General features: G+C 65.2%; 21 protein-coding genes. 9 read left to right on the top strand and 12 right to left on the bottom strand.

Annotation, left to right across the window (positions count from 1 at the left end; genetic code table 11):
- Nucleotides 1-32 precede the first annotated feature (32 nt).
- Entirely contained in the window at nt 33-1412 is a 1380-nt protein-coding gene (locus ACIRRY_RS34920) for a peptidoglycan recognition protein (RefSeq protein WP_403980837.1), read from the bottom strand.
- A gap of 138 nt (nt 1413-1550) precedes the next feature.
- Between ACIRRY_RS34920 and ACIRRY_RS34915 the strand changes: the two genes are divergently transcribed.
- From ACIRRY_RS34915 to ACIRRY_RS34900, 4 genes are all read left to right on the top strand, one after another.
- Entirely contained in the window at nt 1551-2288 is a 738-nt protein-coding gene (locus tag ACIRRY_RS34915; RefSeq protein ID WP_403980835.1) for a TIGR03089 family protein, read from the top strand.
- A gap of 234 nt (nt 2289-2522) precedes the next feature.
- The gene (locus ACIRRY_RS34910) at nt 2523-3707 is read left to right on the top strand and encodes an LCP family protein (RefSeq protein WP_403980833.1); all 1185 of its coding nucleotides are present in this window, start codon (nt 2523-2525) and stop codon (nt 3705-3707) included.
- A 214-nt stretch (nt 3708-3921) separates the two neighbouring features.
- Nucleotides 3922-5649: an LCP family protein gene (locus tag ACIRRY_RS34905; RefSeq protein WP_403980831.1), complete on the top strand. Its 1728-nt coding sequence runs from the start codon at nt 3922-3924 to the stop codon at nt 5647-5649.
- 130 nt (nt 5650-5779) lie between these two features.
- Complete coding sequence (locus ACIRRY_RS34900; protein ID WP_403980829.1) at nt 5780-7348, top strand: LCP family protein; 1569 nt, start codon at nt 5780-5782, stop codon at nt 7346-7348.
- A 25-nt stretch (nt 7349-7373) separates the two neighbouring features.
- On the opposite strand, the gene ACIRRY_RS34895 is transcribed toward ACIRRY_RS34900, so the two are convergent.
- Nucleotides 7374-8408 carry a glycosyltransferase family 2 protein gene (locus tag ACIRRY_RS34895; RefSeq protein ID WP_403980827.1) on the bottom strand — a complete coding sequence of 345 codons (1035 nt, stop codon included), beginning with the start codon at nt 8406-8408 and terminating at the stop codon, nt 7374-7376.
- A gap of 126 nt (nt 8409-8534) precedes the next feature.
- On the opposite strand from ACIRRY_RS34895, the gene ACIRRY_RS34890 reads away from it, so the two are divergent.
- Complete coding sequence (locus tag ACIRRY_RS34890; RefSeq protein ID WP_403980824.1) at nt 8535-9989, top strand: LCP family protein; 1455 nt, start codon at nt 8535-8537, stop codon at nt 9987-9989.
- A gap of 39 nt (nt 9990-10028) precedes the next feature.
- On the opposite strand, the gene ACIRRY_RS34885 is transcribed toward ACIRRY_RS34890, so the two are convergent.
- Nucleotides 10029-10553 carry an acyl-CoA thioesterase gene (locus tag ACIRRY_RS34885; RefSeq protein WP_403980821.1) on the bottom strand — a complete coding sequence of 175 codons (525 nt, stop codon included), beginning with the start codon at nt 10551-10553 and terminating at the stop codon, nt 10029-10031.
- Between the two features lie 120 nt (nt 10554-10673).
- Between ACIRRY_RS34885 and ACIRRY_RS34880 the strand changes: the two genes are divergently transcribed.
- Nucleotides 10674-11966: an LCP family protein gene (locus tag ACIRRY_RS34880; protein ID WP_403980818.1), complete on the top strand. Its 1293-nt coding sequence runs from the start codon at nt 10674-10676 to the stop codon at nt 11964-11966.
- Nucleotides 11967-12279: 313 nt separating this feature from the next.
- Here the strand turns inward: ACIRRY_RS34880 and ACIRRY_RS34875 are convergent, their stop codons facing one another.
- The 4 genes from ACIRRY_RS34875 to ACIRRY_RS34860 form a co-directional block, all read right to left on the bottom strand.
- On the bottom strand, nt 12280-13086 hold the full coding sequence (locus ACIRRY_RS34875; protein WP_403980816.1) for an aminoglycoside phosphotransferase: 807 nt from the start codon (nt 13084-13086) through the stop codon (nt 12280-12282).
- A gap of 83 nt (nt 13087-13169) precedes the next feature.
- Nucleotides 13170-13334 carry a hypothetical protein gene (locus tag ACIRRY_RS34870; protein WP_403980813.1) on the bottom strand — a complete coding sequence of 55 codons (165 nt, stop codon included), beginning with the start codon at nt 13332-13334 and terminating at the stop codon, nt 13170-13172.
- The gene (locus ACIRRY_RS34865; protein ID WP_403980811.1) at nt 13331-14449 is read right to left on the bottom strand and encodes a radical SAM protein; all 1119 of its coding nucleotides are present in this window, start codon (nt 14447-14449) and stop codon (nt 13331-13333) included. The genes ACIRRY_RS34870 and ACIRRY_RS34865 overlap by 4 nt, the downstream gene beginning before the upstream one ends.
- Nucleotides 14450-14670: 221 nt before the next feature.
- On the bottom strand, nt 14671-15162 hold the full coding sequence (locus ACIRRY_RS34860) for an NUDIX domain-containing protein (protein WP_403980809.1): 492 nt from the start codon (nt 15160-15162) through the stop codon (nt 14671-14673).
- Nucleotides 15163-16225: 1063 nt separating this feature from the next.
- Here ACIRRY_RS34860 and ACIRRY_RS34855 point away from each other — a divergent pair.
- Both ACIRRY_RS34855 and ACIRRY_RS34850 read left to right on the top strand, forming a co-directional pair.
- Complete coding sequence (locus ACIRRY_RS34855) at nt 16226-17047, top strand: Scr1 family TA system antitoxin-like transcriptional regulator (RefSeq protein ID WP_403980806.1); 822 nt, start codon at nt 16226-16228, stop codon at nt 17045-17047.
- On the top strand, nt 17044-17262 hold the full coding sequence (locus ACIRRY_RS34850) for a DUF397 domain-containing protein (RefSeq protein WP_403980804.1): 219 nt from the start codon (nt 17044-17046) through the stop codon (nt 17260-17262). Before ACIRRY_RS34855 ends, ACIRRY_RS34850 begins: the two co-directional genes overlap by 4 nt.
- 180 nt (nt 17263-17442) lie before the next feature.
- On the opposite strand, the gene ACIRRY_RS34845 is transcribed toward ACIRRY_RS34850, so the two are convergent.
- The 5 genes from ACIRRY_RS34845 to ACIRRY_RS34825 form a co-directional block, all read right to left on the bottom strand.
- Nucleotides 17443-18801, bottom strand: coding sequence for a DUF3987 domain-containing protein (locus ACIRRY_RS34845; RefSeq protein ID WP_403980802.1), 1359 nt, complete (start codon nt 18799-18801; stop codon nt 17443-17445).
- A 391-nt stretch (nt 18802-19192) separates the two neighbouring features.
- A complete protein-coding gene (locus ACIRRY_RS34840) occupies nt 19193-19996 on the bottom strand; it encodes a histone-like nucleoid-structuring protein Lsr2 (protein ID WP_403980800.1) in 804 nt (267 codons plus the stop codon).
- A gap of 644 nt (nt 19997-20640) precedes the next feature.
- Nucleotides 20641-21414 (bottom strand): hypothetical protein, encoded by a 774-nt coding sequence (locus ACIRRY_RS34835; RefSeq protein ID WP_403980799.1) that lies wholly within the window; start codon nt 21412-21414, stop codon nt 20641-20643.
- Between the two features lie 1044 nt (nt 21415-22458).
- Complete coding sequence (locus ACIRRY_RS34830) at nt 22459-22617, bottom strand: helix-turn-helix domain-containing protein (protein WP_403980886.1); 159 nt, start codon at nt 22615-22617, stop codon at nt 22459-22461.
- Nucleotides 22618-22706: 89 nt separating this feature from the next.
- The gene (locus ACIRRY_RS34825) at nt 22707-23258 is read right to left on the bottom strand and encodes a hypothetical protein (protein WP_403980797.1); all 552 of its coding nucleotides are present in this window, start codon (nt 23256-23258) and stop codon (nt 22707-22709) included.
- 57 nt (nt 23259-23315) lie between these two features.
- Here ACIRRY_RS34825 and ACIRRY_RS34820 point away from each other — a divergent pair, with 57 nt between their 5' ends.
- Nucleotides 23316-24578: a tyrosine-type recombinase/integrase gene (locus ACIRRY_RS34820; protein ID WP_403980795.1), complete on the top strand. Its 1263-nt coding sequence runs from the start codon at nt 23316-23318 to the stop codon at nt 24576-24578.
- Nucleotide 24579 lies beyond the last annotated feature (1 nt).

Below are 24579 nucleotides of genomic sequence, written 5' to 3'. Positions count from 1 at the left end.
CCCCTCCCCGGCCCCCCTGTCGGCCCGCCCCCTCAGCGGCCCTGGAACCGGGCCGACGTGGAACGGGCCGAGCCGAGCTTGCCGTAGAGCTGCCGTCCTGGGCATTCCGTGGCGAACCCGTCCCGATGGCCGGAGATCACGTTGAGTCGTACGTTCTTTCCCTTTCGGTAGAGATTGCCACCACCGGACTTCAGGTATGTCTTGCCGCGCGGATTGACCCCGTAGAGCCCGAGCTTCCAGGCGGTGAGCCTGGCGATGGCGTTCACTGCCGCCGAGGACGGTTTGGCGCTGCCGAAGGTTCCGAGCACCGCGATCCCCATGCTGTCGGTGTTGAAACCGAGGGTGTGGGCGCCCATCACCGCCTTCGTCACTCCCCCGGCGCGACCCTCGTAGATGGTCCCGCACTTGTCGACGAGGAAGTTGTAGCCGATGTCACGCCAGCCGCTGCTCTCGACGTGGTACCGGTAGATACCGCGAATGACTGAAGGCGCTTGCGAGCAGCGGTAGTTGTTGCCGGTGGCGGTGTGGTGCACGAAGGCCGCCTTGACCTTCTTCGTGTACACGAACCCCTTCTCCCGCAGCTTCTCGTCGGCACCCCAGCCGTGCCGGGTGACGATGCGCGGACGCGGCCCGATGTACGGCTGCGCCTTGCCGCGCAGCGCGACCAGCTCCCGTTCCGTGGCCTGCTTGCTCAGCGCCGGGAGCTCCGTGGCGGCGAGGGGGGTGCCGGAGGCGCGGTTCGCGGTCGGCCGGGCGCCCGCGGGCGGGGCTTCCGCACCGGGGTCCACCAGTTCCAGGTGCAGGCCGGCGGGGAGTGGCGACGACCGGTTTTCCACGGTCCTTGTCGTGTTCTCCACGGCCCTTGTCGTGGTCTCTGCGGTCCTTGTCGTGTTCTCCACGGCCCTTGCCGCCGCCGTGTCTGCTTTCACCCGTACGTCCACTCCGTCCGAGTCGCCCACCCACAGCGGGGCGGTGGAGCCGTGGACGCGGCCCGAGTCGCGCTCGGCGGTGCCGGGGTCGGCGCCGTGGTCCTCGTTGTGGGTGTCGATGTCCTGCCAGCCGGACCACTCGCCGGTGTCGGTGGCGCGGGTGCGGACCTGGACCCGGCCGCGCAGTTCGGTGTCGGGGTCGGACCAGGTGACGCCGACCAGGGAGAAACGGTGGACGTCGTCCCGGGTGAGGCCCTGTTCGGGGGCCGCGCCCAGGGTGCGGTCGCTGGTACGGGGGGCCAGCGGCAGCGACTCGGTGCTGCTGGGGAGGGCCGGTTCGGCGGTCGTCGGCGCGGATCTCGCGCCGCTCGTCGGCTGCGCCGGCGGTGCCGATGCCGTGCCCGCGGCCGCGGGCAGGGTGAGTGGGAGGGCCAGTGCGGCCGCGCAGGTGACGCCGATCGAGGAAGCAAGGAATCCACGCATGCCCCTGATCCTGGACATAGTCATACATATCTGTCTATCCGGGAATTGACGGACCGTCGGCTGCGGTTCGTCCGAACCGGTGGTCCGGCGTCCGGTGCGGAGGCGTGCGGCGGTGGGCGCCCGCGTACGCTTGCGCGGGTGAACGCCACCGATCGCACCCCTGCCGACCTGCTGCGTTCCGCGCTCGCCGCGGATCCCGGCCGCCCCCTGGTGACCTTCTACGACGACGCCACGGGGGAACGTGTCGAATTGTCCGTGGCCACCTTCGCCAATTGGGTGGCCAAGACCGCGAATCTGCTTCAGGGGGATCTTGGGGCGGGGCCCGGTGATCGGGTCGCGGTGTTGTTGCCCGCGCACTGGCAGACGGCGGTGTGGTTGCTGGCGTGTTCGTCCGTGGGGGTGGTCGCGGACGTGGGCGGGGATCCCGCCGTGGCCGATGTGGTGGTGAGTGGGCCGGAGTCGTTGGACGCGGCGCGGGCCTGTGGCGGGGAGCGGGTCGCTCTTGCCCTGCGGCCGCTCGGGGGGCGGTTTCCGCAGACCCCGGCCGGGTTCGTCGACTATGCCGTTGAGGTACCGAGCCAGGGGGATCGGTTTGTCGCGTTCTCGCCGGTCGATCCTGAAGAGCCCGCGGTGGCCGTCGGTGGGGTGGAGTTGACCGGGGTGCAGGTCGTCGAGCGGGCTCGGGCGGACGGGGACGCGGGGGCTCGGGTGTTGTCGGGGCTGTCGTATGACACCTGGGAAGGGGTGAGCGCGGGGTTGTATGCGCCGCTCGCCTCCGGGGGGTCCGTGGTGCTGTGCCGGAACCTTGATCGGCTGAGTGCGGAGTTGTTGGCCAAGCGGGTCGAGAGTGAGCGAGTGGCTGTTACGCGCTGCTGAGGGGGGTGGCGGAGGGTTGTTCGGCGAGTGCGGGCCGGTGGAGGTCGGTCGCGCAGTTCCCCGCGCCCCTTAGGCGCATCCAGTCACCCGAATGGACCCCCACCGCCCGCCTCCCCCGCCCCATCCACGCCATGGTCGTAGAGCAGAAGCAGGCGCAGAAGCCGACACGGAAGTCGGCGTAGAAGCCTGCGCAGATCCTCGCGCTCGTCCTCGGCCATGAGGGGTGAACCGCACGTGTTCGACGACACCGCAGGAGGCGTTCTCGGGCCGGGTGCGGGGAGTTCCGCGTCCGGGGCGGGGATCGTACGGCGGCGGCGTCGGCGGTGGGTGCGCGGAGTGGCCCTGGGGGTCGGCGTGGTCGCGCTCGGGGCCGCCGGGGTCGGGTGGGCCGTCTACGCGAAGCTGGACTCGAACATCACGCCCGACAACGCCGCCGCGGCCGAACTCGCCCGGTACGAGAAGGAGCGGCCCACCGCCCTCGTGAAGGGGGCGCAGAACATTCTGCTCATCGGGTCCGACTCGCGGTCCGGGGACGGGAACGCCGAGTACGGGCGGGACTCGGGGACCGAGCGGTCCGACACGACGATCCTGTTGCATCTGGCGGCCGACCGGCGCAGTGCCACCGCCGTGTCCTTGCCGCGGGACCTGATGGTGGATGTGCCGGGGTGTCTGCGGCCGGACGGGACGCGGAGCGAGCCGATGTTCGCGATGTTCAACTACGCGTTCCAGGTGGGGGGTTCGGGGTGCACGATCCGGACCGTGGAGAAGCTGACGAACGTGCGGATCGACCATCACATGGTCGTCGACTTTCATGGGTTCAAGGACATGGTCGACGCTGTGGACGGGGTGCAGGTCTGCCTTAAAGATCCCATTCGCGACAAAGCCGCCAAACTGGCTTTGCCTGCTGGGCGCGTGACCCTCGACGGGGAACAGGCGCTGGGGTACGTGCGAGCGCGGAAGTCGCTGGGGAACGGGAGTGACACTGATCGGATGGACCGCCAGCAGGGGTTCCTGGGCGCGCTCGTCAACAAAGTGCAGAGCGACGACGTGCTGTTCAATCCGGTGAAGCTGTATCCGGTGCTGGACGCGGCGACTTCTTCGCTCACCACCGATCCGGATCTGGCCAATCTGCGCGGTTTGTACGAACTGGTGCGCGGCTTGCGGAACATCCCCACCGAACATGTGCAATTCCTCACCGTTCCACGGGAGTCGTACATCTACAACGCGAATCGCGACCAACTCGTGGAGCCCGAGGCCGAAAAGCTGTTCGCCCGGCTGCGAGCGGACGCGACCGTGGCGGTGGCCAAGGAAGATCCACGGGATTCCACCACAAACACCCGTAATACGGCACCTGTTGGCGAGGCCACGCCCGCGCCCACGTTTCGCGGGAACACCGCCGCCGAGGACACCTGCGGGTAAAGCGATCGCCAAGTCGACGAACTTTTGTTCCGAAAAATAGGACGGATTGACCGGTTGTAGGGACGTGGAATTTGTCACCGCAGTCACTTGACGCTCAACTGGACGGATAGTGTGAGCGATCCGGTGGGCTGTGTGCTTGCGCACCGGATGAACGAGACCCGAGCGCCTGAAGGGGGAAGGCGCCGCGTGGCCCCGACGGAGGATTCGGTAAACCGTGGACGCGCAAGGCCGTGGGCGGGCGGACAACATCGACCCCGCAGACCAGTGGGTACTCAATCCGAACACTGGCGAATACGAACTGCGACTGACTCCTTCCACACCGCAGTCAGCGGTGCCCGGGCCCCGTAGAGCCACTGCGCACAACCGCAGTGTGGGGGCGCCGGAGCGGGAGGCGGTCCCGAAGAGTCCCGGGCGTGAGGTGCCCGCGCCGCGCAGACGGCGGGGTGCGCCGGAGGAGCCACCGGCCCGGCGCGGTCGCCGGCCGGTGAAGAAGAAGGCCAAGGGCAAGAAGATCCTGATGTGGACCGGCGGCGGTCTGGCCTTCGTGCTGGTCGCCGTCTCCGCGGCCGCGTACCTCTACATCCAGCACCTCAACGACAACATCACGACCGCCTCGGACGACGGCGCCAGCACCGGTGGCTTCAGCAAGGGCAAGGCCATCAACCTGCTGGTGATCGGCACCGACAAGCGGACGGGCGCGGGCAACGAGGGCTACGGCGACGCCGGCAGCGTCGGCCACGCGGACACCACGATCCTGCTGCACGTGTCCAAGGACCGCTCGAACGCGACCGCGCTCAGCATCCCCCGCGACCTGATCACCGATGTCCCTGACTGCCAGACGACCCAGTCGGACGGCACGTCCAAGGTCATCCCGGGCACGACGAGTGTCCGCTTCAACACCAGCCTCGGCCAGGACGGCCGTACGGCGAGCTGCACCGTGCGGACGGTCACCGAACTGACCGGGATCCAGGCCGACGACTTCATGGTGGCCGACTTCAACGCCGTGAAGACGCTGACCGACGCGGTCGGCGGGGTCGAGGTCTGTCTGGCCAAGAACATCGACGACTCGGACTCGCATCTGAAGCTGTCCAAGGGCACGCACAACCTCTCGGGCGAGCAGGCGCTGGCCTTCGTGCGGACCCGGCACTCGGTCGGCTTCGGCGGTGACCTGAGCCGGATCACGCTCCAGCAGCAGTTCCTCAGCGCGCTGATGCGGAAGCTGAAGTCCAACTCCACGCTCACCAGCCCCTCGAAAATGCTGAAGCTGGCGGACGCCGGCACCAAGGCGCTGACCGTCGACGAGAACCTCAACACCATCGGCAAGCTGAAGGACCTCGGTCTGGAGCTGGGCAAGCTCAACCCGAAGAACCTGACCTTCACCACCGTGCCGGTCGTCGACAACCCGGCGGAGAAGACCCCGGTGACGGTCGTCCTGAACAACACGACCGCCCCGCAGGTCTTCTCGCTGATCAAGAGCGACACCTCCTTCACCGCGGTCAAGCAGCAGGCGGCGAAGGAGAAGGCCGCCGTGGCCGCCCGGCTCAAGGGCACCAAGTCCGCCGCCTCCGCGGTGCGGGTCCGGATCCTCAACGGAGGGGCCGTCGCCGGCAGCGCACAGGAAACTCTTACGTGGCTGCAGAATGATGAGGGCGTACTCAAGTCCGAGAACGCGGGCAACGCTCCGGCTGCGCTCGCGAAGACGACCCTCGAGTACGCACCCGACCAGGCGGACCAGGCTCGACGGCTCGCCGCCATCATGGGCCTCTCGGGGTCCGCGATGAAGCCGGGCAAGAGTGTGCAGAACTCCCAGGGACTCCCGGCGATGACGCTGACCCTGGGCAAGGACTTCAAGGGAGCCGGCGTCCCGCTCACTTCGACCGCGGGGTCGACGCCGGAGGGGGTCCAGAAGTCCACGGCGGACAAGGTTGAGTGCGCCAAGTAAGTGACCACACGGGTCCGTTCCGCGTCTAACGGGGCGCGGGGCGGACCCGTGCGTCAGGGCGCGGTGCGGGAGGGGTGGGGACTTGACTCAGAGCAGCGTGCGTGGGGAGGTGCCGGCGGTTGAGGACACGATGTCCCTCACGCCGGCGGACGGGAAGAGACCGGCGAAGGGCAAGACACCGGCGGACGGCGACGGGGGCGGCCGAAAGGGCCGTAGACGCCGGGTGTTGCGCTGGTCGGCGATCGTCCTCGCGGTGGTCATAACCGGGACGGCCGGCGCCGGTTACCTGTACTACGAGCACCTCAACCGCAACATCAAGAAAGACCCCCTGAACATCGGGGACGAGAAAGAGCGGGCGGCCGAGTCCAAGGCCAACGCGGCCGGGCAGAAGCCGTTGAACATCCTGCTGATCGGTTCGGACGCGCGGGACTCCGCGGAGAACCAGGAGCTCGGCGGCGCGAAGGACACCTTCAACACCGCGCCCCGCGCCGATGTCCAGATGCTGCTGCACGTCTCGGCGGACCGCTCCAACATGTCGGTGGTGAGCATGCCGCGCGACACCCTGACGGACATCCCCAAGTGCACGGACCCGGACACCAAGAAGACGTACGCGGCCGAGACGGACGTCATCACGAACGACTCGCTGGGCCGCGGCGGCCCCGGCTGCACGGTGGCGACCTGGGAGAAGCTGACCGGCATCCACATCGACCACTTCATGATGGTCGACTTCGCGGGTGTGGTGTCGATGGCGGACGCGATCGGCGGGGTGCCGGTCTGCGTGGACGCCAACATCTACTCGCACACCTCCTCCGGCAAGGGCTCCGGCCTGAAGCTGAAGAAGGGGACCACGGCGGTGAAGGGCAAGCAGGCCCTCCAGTGGCTGCGGACGCGCTACGGCTTCGAGGACGACACCGACATCGCCCGGACCAAGGCGCAGCACCAGTACATGAACTCGATGGTCCGCCAGCTGCGCGAGAACGCCACGCTGAGCAACCCGACCGAGCTGCGCAGCCTCGCCGAGACGGCCACCAAGGCGCTCACGGTCGACACCGGTCTCGGGACGGTCGCCAAGCTCTACGACCTGAGCAAGGAACTGAAGAAGGTTCCGACCGACCGGATCACCATGACGACGATGCCGTGGGAGTACTCGGGCAGCAGCGGCCGGGTGGTGCCCAAGCCCGCCGACGCGGAGAAGCTGTTCCGGCTGGTCCGTGAGGACATCGCGCTGGACGGCAAGGACAAGAAGAAGACGACCCCGGTGAAGACGTCCACCGATCCGGCCGCCGCCGACGACAAGATCGCCGTACAGGTGGAGAACGGCACCCGCACCGACACGACGGGCGCGGTACGCGGACGGGCGACCGCCGTGGCCGGACTCCTCGTCGGCAAGGGCTTCGAGCAGGCGGTGGCGGACTCGTCGACGACTCCCAGCGCGGCCACCACGGTCGTCCGCTATCCGAGCGCCGACCTGGAGGGCGACGCCCAGCGGGTCGCCAAGGCCCTCGGCATCCCGACGACCGCGGTGAAGAAGTCCACGAGCGTCTCCGGGGTCACCCTGGTCGTCGGCGCGGACTGGAGCACCGGCACGACGTACAAGGCCCCGGCCGAGGACGACACGACCCCGACGTCGGCGGACGCCCTCAACGGCTCGGACACCACGGCCTGTATGCACGTCGACCCGAACTACGTCTGGTCGTAGTCCGGGCCGTCGTGGGCGGCGGTGCTCAGTTGTTGGACGGGCTGAGCACCGCGGGTCGCCGGGACGCGATGACGCGCTTCGCAAGGGACTTGGGGCTGGTGAGGAAGCCGAAGCCCCAGGACATGTGCATGGTGGCGAGGGCGAGGGGGATCTGGAGGCGGGCCTTCAGCGAGAGGCCCTTGCCCGCCGGGAGCGAGCCGAGCACGATCGCCGCGAGGTAGCCGCCGGGGATCAGGAAGCCCCAAGGGGTCAGGGCCGCGCCGACCACGAGGCCGGCCGCGATGGCGCACACGGCGGTCGGCGGGGCGAGGTAGCGCAGGTTGATGGAGCCCTCGTGGTAGCGGGCGACGACGTGCCGCCAGCGGCCGTAGTCCTTGTACTGCTTGGCGAGTGCCTTCACCGACGGGCGGGGGCGGTACGAGACGCGCAGGTCGGGCGAGAACCAGATGAGGCCGCCCGCTTCCCTGATCCGGAAGTTCAGCTCCCAGTCCTGGGCGCGGATGAACTCCTCGTTGTAGCCGCCCTGTTGCTCCAGCGCCTCGCGCCGGAACACCCCGAGGTAGACCGTCTCGGCGGGCCCCGCCTCCCCTCCCGTGTGGAAGGCCGCGTTGCCCACGCCGATCTTCGAGGTCATCGCGGCGGCTACCGCGTCCTCCCAGGCGTTCTCGCCCTCGGCGTGCATGACGCCGCCGACGTTCTGCGCGCCGGTCTCCTCCAGGAGCCGTACGGCGGTGGAGATGTAGTTCGGCGAGAGCATGCCGTGGCCGTCCACGCGGACGACGATCGGATGGCGGGAGGCCTTGATCGCGGCGTTGAGGGCGGCGGGCGTGCGGCCGGCCGGGTTCGGGACCGTATGCACACGGGGGTCTTCGAGTACGAGCTGGGCCGCGATCTCGTCCGTGCGGTCCTTCGAGGGACCGAGGGCGAGCACGACCTCCATCTCGCCGGCGTACTCCTGGGCGAGGATCGCTTGGACGGCTCCGCGCAGATGCCGCTCCTCGTCGAGAACGGGCATGATCACAGAAACGGCGGGGAGTCGCACGTCGGGCTTGGCGTTCATAGGGGGCTCACGTTACCGCGAACGGGGGACACGGACGCGCCCCGCCCGGGCGGCTGCGGTGGTATCAGATCGTATGGGCCTACGGTGCTCAAGATCCCACGTACGGCCCTCGCGGAGGTGTCCCCCATGCCCACGCCGCCCCGCCGCTCCCCCGCCGCCCGTCCCCCACAGCGCCGCCCACGGCCCCCCGTACGGCCGAAGAAGCCGCGCTGGGCCATGCGGGCGGCGACCACGCTGTCCGTGGTGGTGCTCGCGTCCGCCGGGATCGGGCACGCGGTGGTCACCAGCCTCGACGCGGACATCGCCCGCGTCGACCCCTTCAAGGACATGAAGAACCGCCCGCGCGCGGGCCACGGCATGAACGTCCTGCTCGTCGGCACCGACGGCCGCGACAGGATCACCGAGCAGGAGCGGCACAAGTACCACCTGGGCGGCGCGCCCTGCCACTGCACCGACACGATCATGATCGTGCACATCTCGGAGGACCGGGAGCGGGCCAGCGTGGTCAGCCTCCCGCGCGACTCCTACGCCGAGACGCCCCCGCACGTCGACCAGACCACCGGCAATCACCACGGCCCGCACCCCATCAAGCTCAACGCGGCGTACGCGGAGGGCGGTCCGAACCTCACCGTGCGGACCGTCGAGAGCATGACCCACGTGAAGATCGACCACTACCTGGAGGTCGACTTCACCAGCTTCATGAAGACGGTGGACGTCCTGGGCGGTGTGAAGATCTGCACCGCCGAACCCCTGAAGGACTCGTACACGGGTCTCGATCTCCCCGCCGGCTCGCACACCCTGATGGGCGGTCAGGCTCTCCAGTACGTCCGCTCGCGGCACGTCGACGGCGCCTCCGACCTCGGCCGGATGAAGCGCCAGCAGCGGTTCCTGGCGGCGCTGATCGACCAGGCGACCTCCTCCGGGGTGCTGCTGAACCCGCTGAAGTTCCGTGACGTGACCCGCGCGGTCCTCGGCTCGGTCCGCGCGGACAAGGGCTTCGGCACCGACGAGCTCCTCGACCTCGGGCGGGCGATGCGCACCTTCTCGCCGTCCTCCTCCGAGTTCACCACCGTGCCGATCGGGCAGATGGGATACGTCGTGAAGGGCATCGGCTCCACGCTGAAGTGGGACGAGCCGAAGGCGGCGAAGCTCTTCCAGGCCCTGCGCGACGACCAGCCGCTGACCGTGCACCGGGCGGCGCGCGCGAACGCCGTGAAGGTGGACGTGGCCCCGCAGCAGATCCGGGTCCAGGTGGAGAACGGGACGGCGTCCGGCGGTCTCGGCAAACGCGTGGACGCGGCCCTCGCGGCGACCGGCTTCCGCACGACCCATCTGCCGGTGAGCGCGGCCGACCACGCCGTACGACGGACGGTCGTGGCCTACGACCCCCGCTGGGACCGTTCCGCGAAGTCCCTCGCGGCGGCACTCCCCGGAAGCGAGCTGCGCGCGGTGAAGGGGCAGGGGCCGGTGCTGAAGGTGATCGCCGGGAGCGACTTCAAGCAGGTCACGCGGGTGCGGGCGACGGATGTGCAGCAGGGCGAGTTCGGGGTGGTGACCGGGGACGAGGTGGGGTGTTCGTAGCGAAGTGGGGTGTTTTGTAACAGCGCCGGTGAGCGCGCTTCAGTCGTCGAGGCCCTCCGCCGCCCGCTTCGCGCGCAGTTCCATGATCGCGCGGCGGCGGGCCAGGCGGTGGGTGCGGCGGATCTGGGCCTCCTGGTAACGGCGCTCGTCGCGCTCGGTCTCCGGGAAGACCGGGGGCACCGCGCGGGGCTTGCCGTCGGCGTCGACGGCGGCGAAGACGAGGTACGCCGAGCCGACCTGGGTCGCCGGGTCGGACTCGTTCCAGCGCTCGGCCATGACCCGTACGCCAACCTCCATGGAGGTCCGCCCGGTCCAGTTGACCTGGGCCTTCACATGGACGAGGTCGCCGACGCGGACCGGTTCCAGGAACGCCATCTCGTCCATGGACGCGGTGACGGCCGGTCCGCCGCTGTGCCGCCCCGCGACCGCGCCCGCCGCGTCGTCGACCAGCTTCATGATCACACCGCCGTGCACGGTCCCCAGCAGGTTCGTGTCGGCGTTCGTCATGATGTGGCTGAGGGTGGTCCGGGAGGCGGACGTCGGCTTGCCCGGCAGGTCTGTCATGGACGCCACCCTATGCCGGGGTGGACATCTGCGGACTTTGTGTTGGCTTCGCAACAGCAGTGCCCTGATTTTCCTACGACCCTTGTATTGGGCATGGTCGCAGCCTGCACACTGGGCCCCATGAACGATTGGCCCGAGGGATGGTCCGGCGGCAACCGCGGCGACGAGTACGGACGCGGTAGCGCGAACGCACAGCCGGAGAGCGCACGTGTGATGCGTCAGGTACGACGCGGCCCGCAGGCCCCGCCGTACGGCGCCGGAGTCCCGCCGCAGCCGTCGTACACGGGCGGCCAGGGCTACGACGAGGGCCAGAGCGGCTACGGCCAGGGCGGCTACGACAACGGCCACGACGGCTACAACACCGGCCAGGTCTACGGCGGTGGCGGCCCGGGCGGACCCGAGGGCCCGGACGGCGGCCGGGGCCCCCGGCGCGCGCCGAACTGGCGCCGTCGTATCAAGTGGACCGCGATCACCCTGGTCACCGTGCTGGTCGTGACGTCCGTGGCGACCTACTTCTGGGCCGACTCCAAGCTGAACCGCGATGTCGACCTGTCGAAGGTGATCGACCGGCCGGAGGCGGGCGACGGCACGAACTACCTGATCGTCGGGTCGGACAGCCGCGAGGGCCTGACCGCCGCCGAGAAGAAGAAGCTGCACACCGGTTCCGCCGCGGGCAAGCGCACCGACTCGATGATGATCCTGCACGTGGGCGACAGCGGCGACACCCTGATCTCGCTGCCGCGCGACTCGAACGTGACGATCCCGTCGTACGTCGGCTCCACCTCGGGCAAGACGTACAAGAACACGGGCCGGCAGACGAAGCTCAACGCGGCGTACGCGGAGGACGGCCCGACGCTCCTCGTCCGCACGGTCGAGTACAACATGGGCCTGCACATCGACCACTACGTGGAGATCGGCTTCAACGGCTTCGCGGACATCGTGGACGCGGTCGGCGGGGTCACCATCGACATCGACAAGGGCTTCAAGGACTCGTACTCGGGCGCCGACTTCAAGGCCGGCAAGCAGACGCTGAACGGCGAGGAGGCCCTGGCCTTCGTCCGGACCCGGCACGCGTTCGCCGCCTCCGACCTCCAGCGCACGAAGAACCAGCAGAAGTTCCTGTCGGCCCTGGCCCACCAGGTGGCGACCCCGGGCACCCTGCTGAACCCGTTCAAGCTCTACCCGACGCTCGGCGCCGGCCTGGACTCCCTCTCCGTCGACAAGGACATGTCGCTCTGGGACCTGGCGTCCATGTTCTGGGCGATGAAGGGTGTCAGCGGCGGCGACGGCACGTCGATGAACATGCCGATCTCCGGCTCCACGGGCGGCAACCTCCTGTGGGACAAGGCGAAGGTCAAGACCCTGGTGAACGAGCTGAACAACGACCAGAAGATCACGGTCTCCGGCAACTGACGCGACCGGTGACGCGACCGGTGACATGAGAAGGGGGCCCTTGTCCGCATCGGACAAGGGCCCCCTTCATGCATGCGCTGTGGCCTACGGCAGGTTGCGCGCCATCACGATCCGCTGGACCTGGTTGGTGCCCTCGTAGATCTGGGTGCTTTACAGGTGATACGGCTTTGACCTGCGCTAACACCCCTTTCAGAGGGGGGCTCCCCAGCATTCCCCCATGATCATCAGGGCTTGGCACGCCCCCTCGTCCAGAAGCGGGAAGCCCCGCCCATGCGCCACGGGGGAACGGCACACGGACGGGGCGATTGAGAGGCTAGCTCCGCTGTCGGAACCTTGCCCAGAGACGGGACGCGCGGAGCATGCGCGCTGTCCATTCGTCCGGGTCGTCTCCGGCAATTTCTTCCCACACGTTCGCGGTCGCCTGAGCGAAGGCGGTAATTCCCTCCGTGGGAGCGACGCGCCAAGAGGCGATCTCATGCGCCCACTGTTCGGCCGACTCCGGTTCATGGTGCCCGGCGGCCATCAGCCACACGACCCAATACCCGGCGTCCAGCCATGCGGCTCCGCGCGTTGCCCATGCCCAGTCGACGAGATACGCGGAGCCGTCGACGATGACGTTGTGGTCGTTCAAGTCGGTGTGAAGCAGCGAGTGACCGGCGAAGTAATCAAGGTCTGACGGTTTGGCCGCATACACCGCAAGACGTTGCTCAGCCTGCCGCAACTGGATTTCGGGGCAGGTGACTTCTCCGAGTCGGCGAAGCAAGTCGGCGACCCTCGGCAAGTCTGGTGAACCGGCCGTGTAGTCGGCGTGGCGGCCTTGCAGATTCTCGAACCCCAGGAGCACCCAACCGGCCTCTTCGATCTGCCAGAGCAAGCCAGGGGCGATCCCGTGAAGGAACGGGTTCACCTCAGCTTCGCGACGCTGAGTCGAAATCCACCGGTGGTCAGTGCGTAGTCCCTTGACGAAGCATGACCCGGAGTCAGTGAATACACGCGCAGCGAGTTCGCTGTTGAATCCCTGGCTTACGGTCTCGCTCTTGAGTACCGGACCGGTCAGCTTCTCGACCGCAGAAAGCGCGGCAAGTGGAAGGTCTTCGAAGGTGATTCGTGTTGTGGCCACAGCTCCCCACACTCTCATGAGACGGCCCGCGCGGGCCCCGTGACGAGTCAACGCCATGAAGCCCACGCGGAGGGCACTACCTGTTACGTATACGGGTTGTCGTCGTTGCACCCGGGCAGGGTCGCCGGAGTCAGCGACTCGACGTCTTCGACGATGACGAGCCCGACCGGCGGGGGGCTCAGCGGAAGGGGCGGCGCCATCATCCCCGATACGGGGCGGGCGGTGATCTCGACAGCAACAGCGGTCATGCAGCATCTCCCTTTTCGTGCTGGCAGTAGTTTTTCAGTGGTGCCTTCGCAGCCTGGTATGCCTTTGCGAGCGGTCGGCACACTCGGCATGTTCCCGAGAGCTGACAGCCGGTACAGCCACCGGTGCGAAGCATTTGGGCATCTGCGATTACAGGCAGACGCAATAGGCCGTCAAGTCCCTCAGCTATCAAGCTGATTGGGTTTTCGCGTCCGATCTTGCACATGGTTGCGAACCCGTGGGGGTCGACGTGAAAGAAGGTGTGTCCGGCCGGACAGCCCCCGAATACCGTGGACTTGTCCAAGAGTCCCGGGGCTTGCGCTGCGAGTGGTTCGGGGGTGCCGTCGTAGGTGGGAGAGATGTTCGCGTACTCCGTGTACGTCGCGGAGTACTCCCTTGCCATGGCGCGCATGGAATCCACCTCATGCGCATTGTGCTTCGTGATGATCAGAGTCAGCTCAAGGGGAATCCCGGCATCCTTCGCGGACTTAAGTCCCTTGAGCAAGAGCTTGAAAGCTCCCGGCTTCCGCGTCAGAGAGTCGAAGCTCTCGGCCGTTGCGCCGTATAGCGAGACCTTCACCCTGTTTGGAGGCATAGCCCCGAGGAGTTCAACCAACTCGGGCCGGTGAAGCCGAGAGCCGTTCGTCAGAATCTCGATCATCATTCCCATGCCGTACGCCTGTTCATAGGCGGCAAGGAAATCCCGGTCGATCGTGGGTTCTCCCCCGGTGATCTGAAGCAACAGAACACCAGCGTCGCGAAGGAGAGAGAGAAGTTCCTGTTTGCCGTCCAAAGGAAGCCCGGCGAACTTACGCTCCGCCAAATAGCAGTGTTCGCAGTTGAAGTTACAGCCTTTGTTGATTTCCCATGACGCGCGGTTGTAGTTGAGCTGCGTAATGGGCCGAACAAGTACGGCTTCCTTGCTGGAGCGGCCGGAGAGTTCGACCCCCCACGCCTGCCGTGTCGCATCAGAAAGCCATGCCGGAACTGATCCCCCGGCATCCACTGTCTCCGACAGCTCGCGGAACAAGGCGTGAGGAATCTGCATACCTTTCCGCGCACCGGGACGCACAATGACGAACTTGTCATGTTGGGGGCTTGCAATCACCTGGTGCATGGATTCCACCGATTCGTTTCCGGACCCGCCCGGCTACCGCCGTCGCCAGTAGCCGGACGGGGGTCTAGTGGGAGTGACCTTCGGGTTGTTCGTGGCCGTCCCGGTCCCCGCCGGGGGCACCCGGATTGAAATACGGATCTTGCGCGGGAAGGGAGATTCCCGGGTTGCATTCCCCGCACCCGCTGCACGAGCCGCCCGCCGGTATTTGGCAGGCCATTCCGTCAGCCGTCCACCAGATACGCGGTGGGCAGGTGCGAAGCGCTCAATACCCCGACAGCCGCGTTAATGCGGAGCGCCGTATATGAAGCGGCCAACTCGTGTACTTCGTCGAGCGGAACGAACCGGTAACTCGTCAGCTCCGGTTCCTCCCCGGGTGCCGGGGCAGGCAGGATGATTTGAGATTCGGATGAAACCGTGCCGCCGTCCCAGACAAGGTTCAGCCCCTCCGTCGCCCCGGTTTCCGGGTTCCGCGACATGTAATGCACGACGAGAAGCCGCCCGGGAGCTAAGGTCAAGCCCGTTTCTTCCTGCACTTCACGGGTGAATGCCCGGTGCGGCGGCTCGTCTTCGTTCGCGCAACCACCGGGCAGACCGAACGACCCGCCCTTATAGCTCTTCTGCACCATGAGTACGGCTCCGGACTCATTCCGGATTATGGCGAGTGCCCCAGTGCGGCGCCGGGGCGGGTTCGTGAAATCTATGTCGGTATGCATGGCTTCCCTACCTTTCTTCTCGGTGTCAATAGCTATTACTCGCGGGGTGAAACTTTGGTCGTGCAGTGTCCTTGCCCGGAATCGAACCGGAGTCTCCGGCTAGTACGTGACCGTTCGACTAAAAGCGACACTTAGCCAGTGTTGTGCCTGACTCAACTACAAGGACCCGTAGTTATTCGTATCGCTCCCAGGTGTGACCGCCCCTGTGTTGGGTGTGCAGCCAACAGGAGTCATCTTTAACGGGGCCCTTTGAAGCGCAATACGGTTTGATCTGTACTTTGACGTCGCTGCCGTCTTCACACCACGTGAACCAAACGGCGCCATCATGCTCTGTTCCCAGATCGATTAGTAGGGCTACATGCTCGCCGTACGGATGCCTGTCGAGTTCACACCTCAAGCTGTCCGGTACGGTGTCGTCGATCCGATTGCTGGGGAATGCGAGAGCGGCGGCACGCATTCCATCAGGGACATCGATTGTTGCCCCGCATTCCGACACCGTCGTTAACAACCTCACGCCGTAACTCGCTTTACTAGCGCGGGCACTAGTTCTGTCGGTAGCCCGCTCAGGGAATTCAGTTGGGCAATGGCGGGACGTAGAGCTTCGGAAAGCTCAACAGGCTCGATGTCATCAGGAAGGACGTCCCATTCCCGACCACCCTGAACGGGCCGGAGTTGGACGCGTCCACCAACGTGCCCCATGACGCGACCCACTTTGTCTCTCCGCATGTCTCGCGCTGTGGTCCCGACGGCAGGTTTCATGCGACCAACCGCCGAAGTCCGTCTTGCATGCGGCGAAGGTCGACCATGTGGGGGTCGGCCCAACCGCCGCGCGGACGCCAACCGAGTAACGCCCAGGGGCCCAAGTCCCGCTGTAGCGCGGCCAGCTCCGCCACGTCGTCCGGCGTGCGGGTGGTCCTGGTGGTGCTGGTCATGGTCGGTTGCCGTGCCCTTCGTGTCTCGCTGCTGTGTGTGACTTCGCCCTCACACCATGACGTGCGGACGCGTACTCTCAACAGGGTCAAAGGGTTTCCAACACAGGTGGAAAGGCGGGTGAGTTGAACAGGTGAGCGACGAAGAGCCGGACGAGCCCGTGAACGGTCTTGAGTGGTTCGGGCGAGAGCTGGAAGAGGCCTTAGCGCACAAGGGCGCTACTCAGCGCGAGTTGGCTGACTTCACGGGCTACAAAGAGCCGTACGTGTCGAAGGTGAAGACCGGCCGCGCGCTGCCGTCCCCTGAGTTCGCGGCAGGGTGTGACCGGTTCTTCAACACGAGCGGATACTTCGGGCGGTTACTGGTCCGGATCAGTGAGCGCGGTCACCCGGACTGGTTCGTCCCGTACTTGAAGCTTGAGAAGGACGCGACGGGCATCACGGACTACAGCAACGCGTTCGTCATGGGCATGTTGCAGACCCCGGACTACGCGGAAGCAACCTTCCGGTCGACACATCCGCGCGAGAGTGACGACAAGATCAAGTCACGGGTACAGGCTCGCTTGCAGCGGCACGACGTGATGGATCGACCGTCGCCCCCGCTCTTGTGGGTCGTCGTGCATGAGTCCGTGTTGCGGACGGTTGTAGGCAGCCCGGACGTCATGCGGGAACAGTCGGGACACCTCATTACCGAAGCCTCAACACCACACATCACGGTTCAAGTTCTCCCCTACCGCGCGGGTGCCCCCGCTTCGTCTCTTCCGTTTATCCTGCTAACGCAGGAGGACGGGTCAGTCGTCCTGTACTCGGAGACCAGGGAGAAGGGGCACGTGACCGACTCGGTAGCGGCTGTGACTGGCGCTCAGGCAACCTACGAGCGGTTGCGTGCGGCTGCCCTTTCTCCTTCGGACTCGCTGACCCTGATTCGACAGATCGCGGAGGACTACACCTCATGAGCAACACCCCCGACCCCGGCATGATCACGCAGTGGGTCAAGAGCACGTACAGCGGCGGCGAAGGCGGCAACTGCATCGAGTGGTCCCCGTCTTACGCGCTAGCCCACGGTGTCGTTCCGGTACGCGATAGCAAGGTTCCCAACGGCTCGGCGCTCATGCTCTCGACGACCGGCTTCGCCGCCCTGGTGGCCTTCGCCCGCAACGCCGACGCGTAGCCCACCGACCGCAGAACCCCATCTTTCCTGCCCGTTAGGAAAGGTGGGGTTCTTTGCTGACTGAGCAAGACAGCGTGCGCACGAGACCAAGTGACGGGCCGTCAGTATCGAAGAACCCCCGTTCACCTGCCACCAGGAAGCGGGCGGGTAGAGGGGGGTTCCTTTGATTGGTTCGAGGTATCAGAGCAGCGCGCGGAACGGGTTGGCGTCGAGCTGTTCAGGTTGCTCGTCTACGGGGACCGACGGCCGTACGGGCTTCACGGTTTCGGGCTTGGTGGGTCGGTAGGCGTCCATCGAAACAACCTTCGCCCCGTTCGCGTCCGGTTCTGCCCGCTGGCCGGCTGCGGGCTCCTCCGGTTCCAGATACGTAGCGTCATGGTCACTGTCGTCCGTGAGTGAGAAGACGACAGCCGGACGGCCGACCGCTTGCCGTTCCTCCGTGACGACGATTCCGGGCAGTGCCTTGACCTCAGCAGCGGACGCACCGACATACGGCAGCACCTGTGACGAGCGCGCGGAACCGCCGAACAGTTCCAGTCGGGCCCGAACCTTCTCCGTGAGACTGAGCGGCTGACGCTTGCCGGGCTTGCTCCCGCTTCCGGTCGCGATGACTTCCACGGTGTCCATGGCGTGAGCAACCAGGGATGCCGCCGCGTGCAGATCCTCGGACGTGATCGAAGCTCGAAGGTCGAAGAGCGAGAAGAGAGCGGCGATGCGGCGGACCTGTTCATTGCAGCGTGCGGCGAACGGCTTGAGTTCCTCGGACTCTCGGGCCTTGCTCAACAAGTCGTGGCGGATCGTGTCGGCTACGTCGTACGCGTCCTCAGTCAGGGTGACCGTGCCGACCCGTTGCCCGAACCGGACGGCACGCGCGAAGAGTTCACCCGCTTCCGGGATCAAGTGCGCGGGCATTCGTTCCCGCTCGCTGAGCCACCGGACTTGAGACACAGGCAGGGTCAACAGCCGGTTGTACGAACCGCCGTCGCGGTCGGCGCCAGTGAAGTTCGCTGAGAACTCCTCCGGCGTGACGTGACCCATAATCGCGACCCTGGGAGCGTCGACAAGAACAGGGTCCTTCGCTCGGGACGTGGCCACCGGGGCACCGTCCCAGAGGTCACGGAGCGTCTGAGAGAGGTTGGCCTGTCGTCGCCCGGCCCGCAGGACACGGGCGTACTCGGTATCGACGATCAGGGCGTGTTCGCCGCAGTCGGCTACGGCCTGGATGAGTCCGGCCCCGCCCACCACACCGTGAATGATGTTGCCCGTCATGAAGGTGCGGTTGGCGTCCCTGGCAATTGCTTCGGCGATCCCCCATGACTGGCCCTTGCCCTCACCCGTGCCGCCGCAGAGAAGCACGTGGAGCATGAGCGGCATGGAACCGGAACCGCGCTGCACTCGGGTGTCCGGCAGCATCGCGGAGAACGCACAGAGCAGACCGCCGAGCAGACCGACCGGGGACCACTCGACATGAGGGGCCAGAGAGGCCACAACGGCCCTGAGTCGACCCGTGGCCAGGGTGTGAATGTCGGGTGTCGTCATGCTGCGTCAGCCTCCATCAGGGACGGTTGAGCGTGGGATGGGATGAGTCGGCACCAACGGCCGTTCGTTTCCTTGGCCAAGGTGTCCGGGCGGTTGGACGTGCTGAGTGAAACCGGAAGAGCCTGCCCGCCATCAGCGGGCACCACCAAGGCGCGGCACGTCTTGCTGCCAGTCGGCACAGTGCGCAGGATCGCGGCCAGAGTGAACACGTCACGGGAGATCACACCGGTACGCGTCCGGCCTCTGGTGTCCGTCCACCTGACCCAGGAACCAGGGGCGTAGTCCACCCGAGAGGGGCGGGATTCGGTCCCGTACCCCTTGGCCTGCTTCCAGACCTTGTGATCCTTGGGGCGGGGGTGCCGACCGCCCCGAAGAACGGTCGGCACGGCGATTACGCCGCTGTGTGGGACTCCTTGGAACCGGACTCCCGCTCTTCATTGGCAAGCCGGTACGCGTGGGACACGGCCATCGGGATGCGGCCCCGCGCTGGCACGTCGAATCCGTTCTCTCGCGCCCACTGGCGAACGATCTTGTTGCGCTCACGGTCACTGAGAGGACGCTCTTCCGGCGTCACCGACTCAGCAGGGGTCTGATCCTGCTGAGGCACACCGCGCATGGCGTCCGCGTAGGCCCGTGCCATGTGGGGGAACTCAGACCACATGAACCCCCTGAACTCCACGTGCGACGCAGTCAGTTGGGCATCCTTGCCCTCTGTGGCACACCACTTCGCGTAGTCAGCCCCCTCCTTCTCCGGGAGCACGGCCAGACGCTCACGGTGCTTGGACCACTGAGCGCGTGCAGCCTGAGAGTTGGGGTCCAACGGCTTGCCCTTACGGGCCTTACGGCTGTCCATGATCCGTGAGACGTAGTCGACCAAGTCAGCGTCAGGAGTGGGTTCTTCGGTCTCCGTAACAGTCGGAGCGTCCGCCTGGACGTCATTCGTCTCGGTCTCCACAGGGCCCGACTCCGGTACGGATACAACCGGCTCAGCGTCGGTCTGCTCATCCGGCAGACCGGAACCCAACGCGTCTGCCAGGTAACGGCCGAAACGGTCGTGATGGGTCGCACACAAGTCCCAGGAACGGTCACCCAGACTCAGGGTCTCGGTCGCCTCAGTCTGCGTGCCGTCCTTCGACAGGCACCCATCACACACGACCTTCTCGACGTAGCTGACGACCTGAACCGTCGTGCGCACGGGTTCCCCCTGGGTTGATTAGGTGAGTGAGTCTCGGTCCGCCGGAGATTCGTTCTCTGCGGCTTCCCGCCCCGCCTCAGTGGCAGGTTCTTGAAACTCCACCTATCCCACCATCACCCAATAACGAAACGGTAAATATGAGATTTCTAAACCATAACTACAATTACCCGGGAGTGGGGGTAATGTGGAATTAAAAAGTAATTGAGGACCGCTGGGGCGCGTTCCTTCTGTCGTGTACGGGTTTCGCTATTTCAGAAATCCAAGCAATAATCGTAACGAAAATGGCAGTGAGGGTTCTTGGTGGTGCTCTGATGGCCCTCTGAAGTGTATGAACGTGCCGCCAGGGGGTATTTTGGGGACCTCAGTCACAGTTTCAGACGCCCTTGTCCCGTTCTCGTTGATAGGACACGTAAGGGTCTCACGAGAGGGTCAATTAGGGGAACTGGCCCCATGCGCCTCTCTATTACAGTCCGTTTCTGTCCACCTAGGCCGGCTGCGGCCCTCTGGTAGACGCTGAGTCACACGATGTGTCGCCGAGGCAGGCCTTACAAACTAAAAACGGGGCCCCCGCCAGTTCGACAGAGGCCCCCAAGGTCATCAATAGAGCAGCTCCACGTAAGCATGCTCAATGCGCATGGCCGTATTTAAGGCCTACTGTAGTAGTGACTAGGCATCGTGTACTTGAGGTCTATTGCCACAGGCTCCGGCGGATTTGGGTCCTCTTCGATGATCCCTGGGACAACCACGAGCTTGCCGTAATACCCAAGTTCCTGGGATGCCTCAAAGGAAAGTCGGCCATCATCCGTCAACGCCCAGGCTTCGATATTGTCGCCACGGCTTTCACCGCTCAGTGGCGTGCTATCAGAAAGGCCACTGGAGACGCACCAGGCAAAGAGGTCTGCATGTAGCTTCAGAGTGGCCCTGGCGTTAATCGCATCCTCATATGCCTTCTTGTATTCAGCGTGAGCCTTGGCTGCCTTCTCCGCCTCCTTGAGACCCATAGCCTTGAGGTCACCAAACAGGGCCTCGGAATACTCCTGCTTAGCCTTCTGGGCTAGAGCCTTCAGGGCCTGCACCGTTCGCTTGTACTCATCCATCTTGGCTTTGATCGGGTCAAGGTGCTTTTCCTTGTCGGGTAGAGGCTTACCAGCCTCTACCGCGACAATCTCAAGTTCCCTGAGTTCACTCGTAGCCTCTTCCAGGGCAGTAGAGCTATACCGGGGCTCCGTTTCCCCTATCGTCCGTACATCCCTGGTGTGGTATCGAGAATTCTCCCGGGTGCACTTCTCACAGGCCGCCTCGGCGTCCTGATACGCCTCCCTGAGGCCCTTTACCTTATGGCTCAGAGGGAGATCAGCCGGAGGTTCCGATGTGAAGTTCTTATCGAAAGGATTATGCATGTTATACGTGTCATACATACTGCTACTCCTTGATCAATTGGTAATTCTGGCAGGCGCGCGTTACCCCATACCGAGGTGACGATGAACGAGGGAATCCTCAGAGGAGTTAGAAATCTGTAGTCACATGTAGCCGCCCTCAAAGGCGGCTACATAGACAGTTACTAACAGGTACTCACAACAGGACAACGTAAGAGAAGACAGGTCCCCTACCCCCAAACAATCAACTTCATGGGGTAAAGGACCACTCCCCGGTTGTTCTGCTTTGTCTCACAGGCAGGTATCCGCAGAGCCGCATTCGAGCATCTTCACAACATGCTCAGGACTTCGGACAGGCCCGGACTCTCGTCCGCGTCAGAGGCTCACCGCCCAGTGAGCATGACTCCAAGGGGAAAACTCCCCTCACCTATAAGAAAAAACGGACGCACCCAGGACACAGGACATGCCTGCCGTGTCAGATGCCCATGGTGAACTGCTCCAGGGGCTTCACGTGGCTCCGCGTACACATCGGTTCGGAGCGCCACCAGGGACGAGCCGATCCGATCACCCGCAGCATGGGGGAAGTCCTTCCCGTTTCTGGCCCAGTCTTCGGCTCCCGCGTGTCGGAGAACCACAGCATCACCGTGCGGCGGTCCTCTGCTGTCGAATAGGCGATGTCCGGGTGAACCGTCCTCTCTCGTTCCTGCCGGGTGTCGTACCGATCGGGTGGCACTGCAAACTGTTGCACCTCTTCCACCAAGGCCCCCGCCCTCCAGGCGATATCCAAGGCGTCAGCCCTATTCGGCTGCTTCTTTGGAGCCAACCCGCTCCGTTTCCTGGCGCGTGATATTGCCCGGTTCTGGTTGTCCCGTTTCTGCCCGCATTCGGTGTGATCGGGATTTGTTGCAGGATTCCGGCCCGCTCTGCCTTGTGGCCGATGATAGATCCACGGTTCACGGCACGTCGCGCAAATCAAATCAATCAGCTTCACAGCCATTGCCGCCAACTATTCCACTGGCACTAAGAAGCCCCCGATTCACCTCGGGGGCTTCATGGAAGGGTGATGTGATGTAAATGGATTGGGCTTCAGTCCGCTGTCTGCCCATCCAGCCACTTGTCAAGGTCATTCGGCCTACATCTGAGTGCCTGGCCAATCTTGCGAAACGGAATCTTCTCCCGCTGCCAATTGCCGTAGACCCACGACCTGGGCTTGTTCAGGTAGTCGGCCACGTCATCCACCGTCATCAACTTCGTATGCATAGGTCCCTCGCTAAAAAATAAAGGCCCCCAGTTCCCTGGGGGCTCATTGTGTGCTGCTTCAGTAATAGCGAATGTCAGTCTTGTTCGTCACTGGATTTAACGAAGGTTGCAAGTGCCTCCGTCGCTTTCTCAGTCAGTTCGCCGCCAGCCTTGCCCGCAACGGTGGTCAGGTACCCCTCTCTTCGCGCCCGCTTGAGATGATCCTTCACGGTCTCGGGACGGCGACCGATGAGCCGCGCCAACCACGGAACAGGCGCCGGAGCGCCCATGTCAGCCATGGTCTTGTAAGTCGCGGCCAGCATGGCCAAGTAGGTCTCTGACACACCTTGGTCGCCTAGTAGCAGACCCGCCGACGACCCGGCTTCCTCCACCTTCGCCGTCACCTCCGCCATGCCCTGTTGCAGTTCGGGCGCCTGCTCAGCCAGCTTCATGGCCGCCGCCAGGTCGAGCCTGCGCAGAACGGTCGTGGAGATCCCGCGCGCCACGTCACGGGTGACAGCGCCTTCTGACGCCTCGACAGTGATCCGCTGCGGCCCTCCCGCGATCGGTCCGGTCGGCCACCACATGCGGATCACCCAAGCCCCCTGCCTCTGGGTGATCTCGAACCCGCTCTCATCCGCTTCCATGCTTCCGAAGGTACCACACAGGGTGAACCACCCCGTGTTGACAACCCAGGGTGGACCATGAGCAGACTTGAGATGCCGGTGACTGACCGGCGCGACGGCGGGGTCCTCCCGCAGGTCGGCAACCACAAGAGGGGGGCCACCTCAGTGGCAAGGGCATGGGTCGCACGATCGACGGACGACCCGAAGAAGTGGACGACGTTTTGGTACGACCCTGACGGCAAGCAGCGTCAGAAGACCTTCAGCACCAAGACGCGAGCTGACGACCAGCGCAAGCGCAAGGAACAGGAACTCGACGCCGGGACCTACCTGGACGACCGGTTGGGCAAGCAGCCTGTGACGGCCGTGTGGGAGCAGTGGACGAATCAAAGGAAGCTGGAGAACAGCACCAAGAAGCAGTACCGGTCCATCCAGAAGACGACCCTTGAGCCATTCTTCAAAGTCCGTTCCATCGTGTCCCTGAAGGTCGCAGATGTTGAGCAGTGGCTCTTGTGGATGGAGCAGGACCGGAAGCTGTCCGCCCGTACACGCCGTCAGCGGTTCTCGTTCTTCTCCGGGATGATGGACTGGGCCGTCGCCAACGAGATCATCGGCCGGAACCCGTGCAAGAGGGTCAAGGGCGCAGGGAGCCGCGCCAAGGAGATCCGGGAACAGAAGAGCACCGCAAGGCGGCTCACGACGCGGGAAGTTCTGGCGATGCTGGATGCCGCTCCTCCGCGATACCGCGCGATGCTGTGGCTCATGGCCGGGTGCGGCCTGCGACTGGGCGAGGCCATGGCGGTATCCCGCGATCAGATCGACTTCAAGGCCGAGACGCTTCGGGTCGACTTTCAGATTGCGGAGGACGGGGACTCGGAGTCGGGCAAGAACAGTGCGATCCAGCGTCGGCATATCAAGGCTCGTGACGAAGGTGAGCCAGGGCGTACCGTTCCCCTCCCGCCGAACGTCGCATTCGAGCTGCGGCGGCACATCAGGAGCCACGGCGTTTGGGGGCCGGAACAGCTTCTCTTCCCCAACGTGACGCGGACCGGATACCTCTACGCGTCGTACTTCTATCCGAAGATCTGGATGGAGGCTCTGAGCAAGGCACAGGTGGCCTACTGCAAGGCTCACTCTCTCCGGCACTACTACGGATCGCGGCTGCTGTACGCCGGAGTCCCTGAGAACGACGTGGCCGACTGGATGGGCCACAGCAGTACAGACGTGCTGAGGGAGCACTACCACTACATCTTCGAAGGGGCCGAGCAGCGCGGTCGAGCCGCCATCGCAACGATGTTGACGCCCGGCGCCGACGACCCGACGGAGGCGTCAGAGGTCGCCTGAT

Origin of the sequence: Streptomyces sp. NPDC101776 (genome assembly GCF_044766845.1) — a bacterium.
Taxonomy (GTDB): domain Bacteria; phylum Actinomycetota; class Actinomycetes; order Streptomycetales; family Streptomycetaceae; genus Streptomyces.
The sequence above is the reverse complement of the archived record's forward strand: the minus strand, read 5'-3'. Positions and strand labels throughout refer to the sequence as shown.

What these genes read in the sequence shown, in the direction of transcription:
- ACIRRY_RS34865 (WP_403980811.1), bottom strand. Translation starts at nt 14,449, where the DNA reads ATGCACCAGGTGATTGCAAGCCCCCAACATGACAAGTTCGTCATTGTG.
- ACIRRY_RS34820 (WP_403980795.1), top strand. Translation starts at nt 23,316, where the DNA reads ATGAGCAGACTTGAGATGCCGGTGACTGACCGGCGCGACGGCGGGGTC.
- ACIRRY_RS34920 (WP_403980837.1), bottom strand. Translation starts at nt 1,412, where the DNA reads ATGCGTGGATTCCTTGCTTCCTCGATCGGCGTCACCTGCGCGGCCGCA.
- ACIRRY_RS34835 (WP_403980799.1), bottom strand. Translation starts at nt 21,414, where the DNA reads ATGTATGACACGTATAACATGCATAATCCTTTCGATAAGAACTTCACA.
- ACIRRY_RS34830 (WP_403980886.1), bottom strand. Translation starts at nt 22,617, where the DNA reads ATGACGGTGGATGACGTGGCCGACTACCTGAACAAGCCCAGGTCGTGG.
- ACIRRY_RS34885 (WP_403980821.1), bottom strand. Translation starts at nt 10,553, where the DNA reads ATGACAGACCTGCCGGGCAAGCCGACGTCCGCCTCCCGGACCACCCTC.
- ACIRRY_RS34880 (WP_403980818.1), top strand. Translation starts at nt 10,674, where the DNA reads ATGAACGATTGGCCCGAGGGATGGTCCGGCGGCAACCGCGGCGACGAG.
- ACIRRY_RS34850 (WP_403980804.1), top strand. Translation starts at nt 17,044, where the DNA reads ATGAGCAACACCCCCGACCCCGGCATGATCACGCAGTGGGTCAAGAGC.
- ACIRRY_RS34825 (WP_403980797.1), bottom strand. Translation starts at nt 23,258, where the DNA reads ATGGAAGCGGATGAGAGCGGGTTCGAGATCACCCAGAGGCAGGGGGCT.
- ACIRRY_RS34890 (WP_403980824.1), top strand. Translation starts at nt 8,535, where the DNA reads ATGCCCACGCCGCCCCGCCGCTCCCCCGCCGCCCGTCCCCCACAGCGC.
- ACIRRY_RS34860 (WP_403980809.1), bottom strand. Translation starts at nt 15,162, where the DNA reads ATGCATACCGACATAGATTTCACGAACCCGCCCCGGCGCCGCACTGGG.
- ACIRRY_RS34845 (WP_403980802.1), bottom strand. Translation starts at nt 18,801, where the DNA reads ATGACGACACCCGACATTCACACCCTGGCCACGGGTCGACTCAGGGCC.
- ACIRRY_RS34900 (WP_403980829.1), top strand. Translation starts at nt 5,780, where the DNA reads ATGTCCCTCACGCCGGCGGACGGGAAGAGACCGGCGAAGGGCAAGACA.
- ACIRRY_RS34870 (WP_403980813.1), bottom strand. Translation starts at nt 13,334, where the DNA reads ATGACCGCTGTTGCTGTCGAGATCACCGCCCGCCCCGTATCGGGGATG.
- ACIRRY_RS34895 (WP_403980827.1), bottom strand. Translation starts at nt 8,408, where the DNA reads ATGAACGCCAAGCCCGACGTGCGACTCCCCGCCGTTTCTGTGATCATG.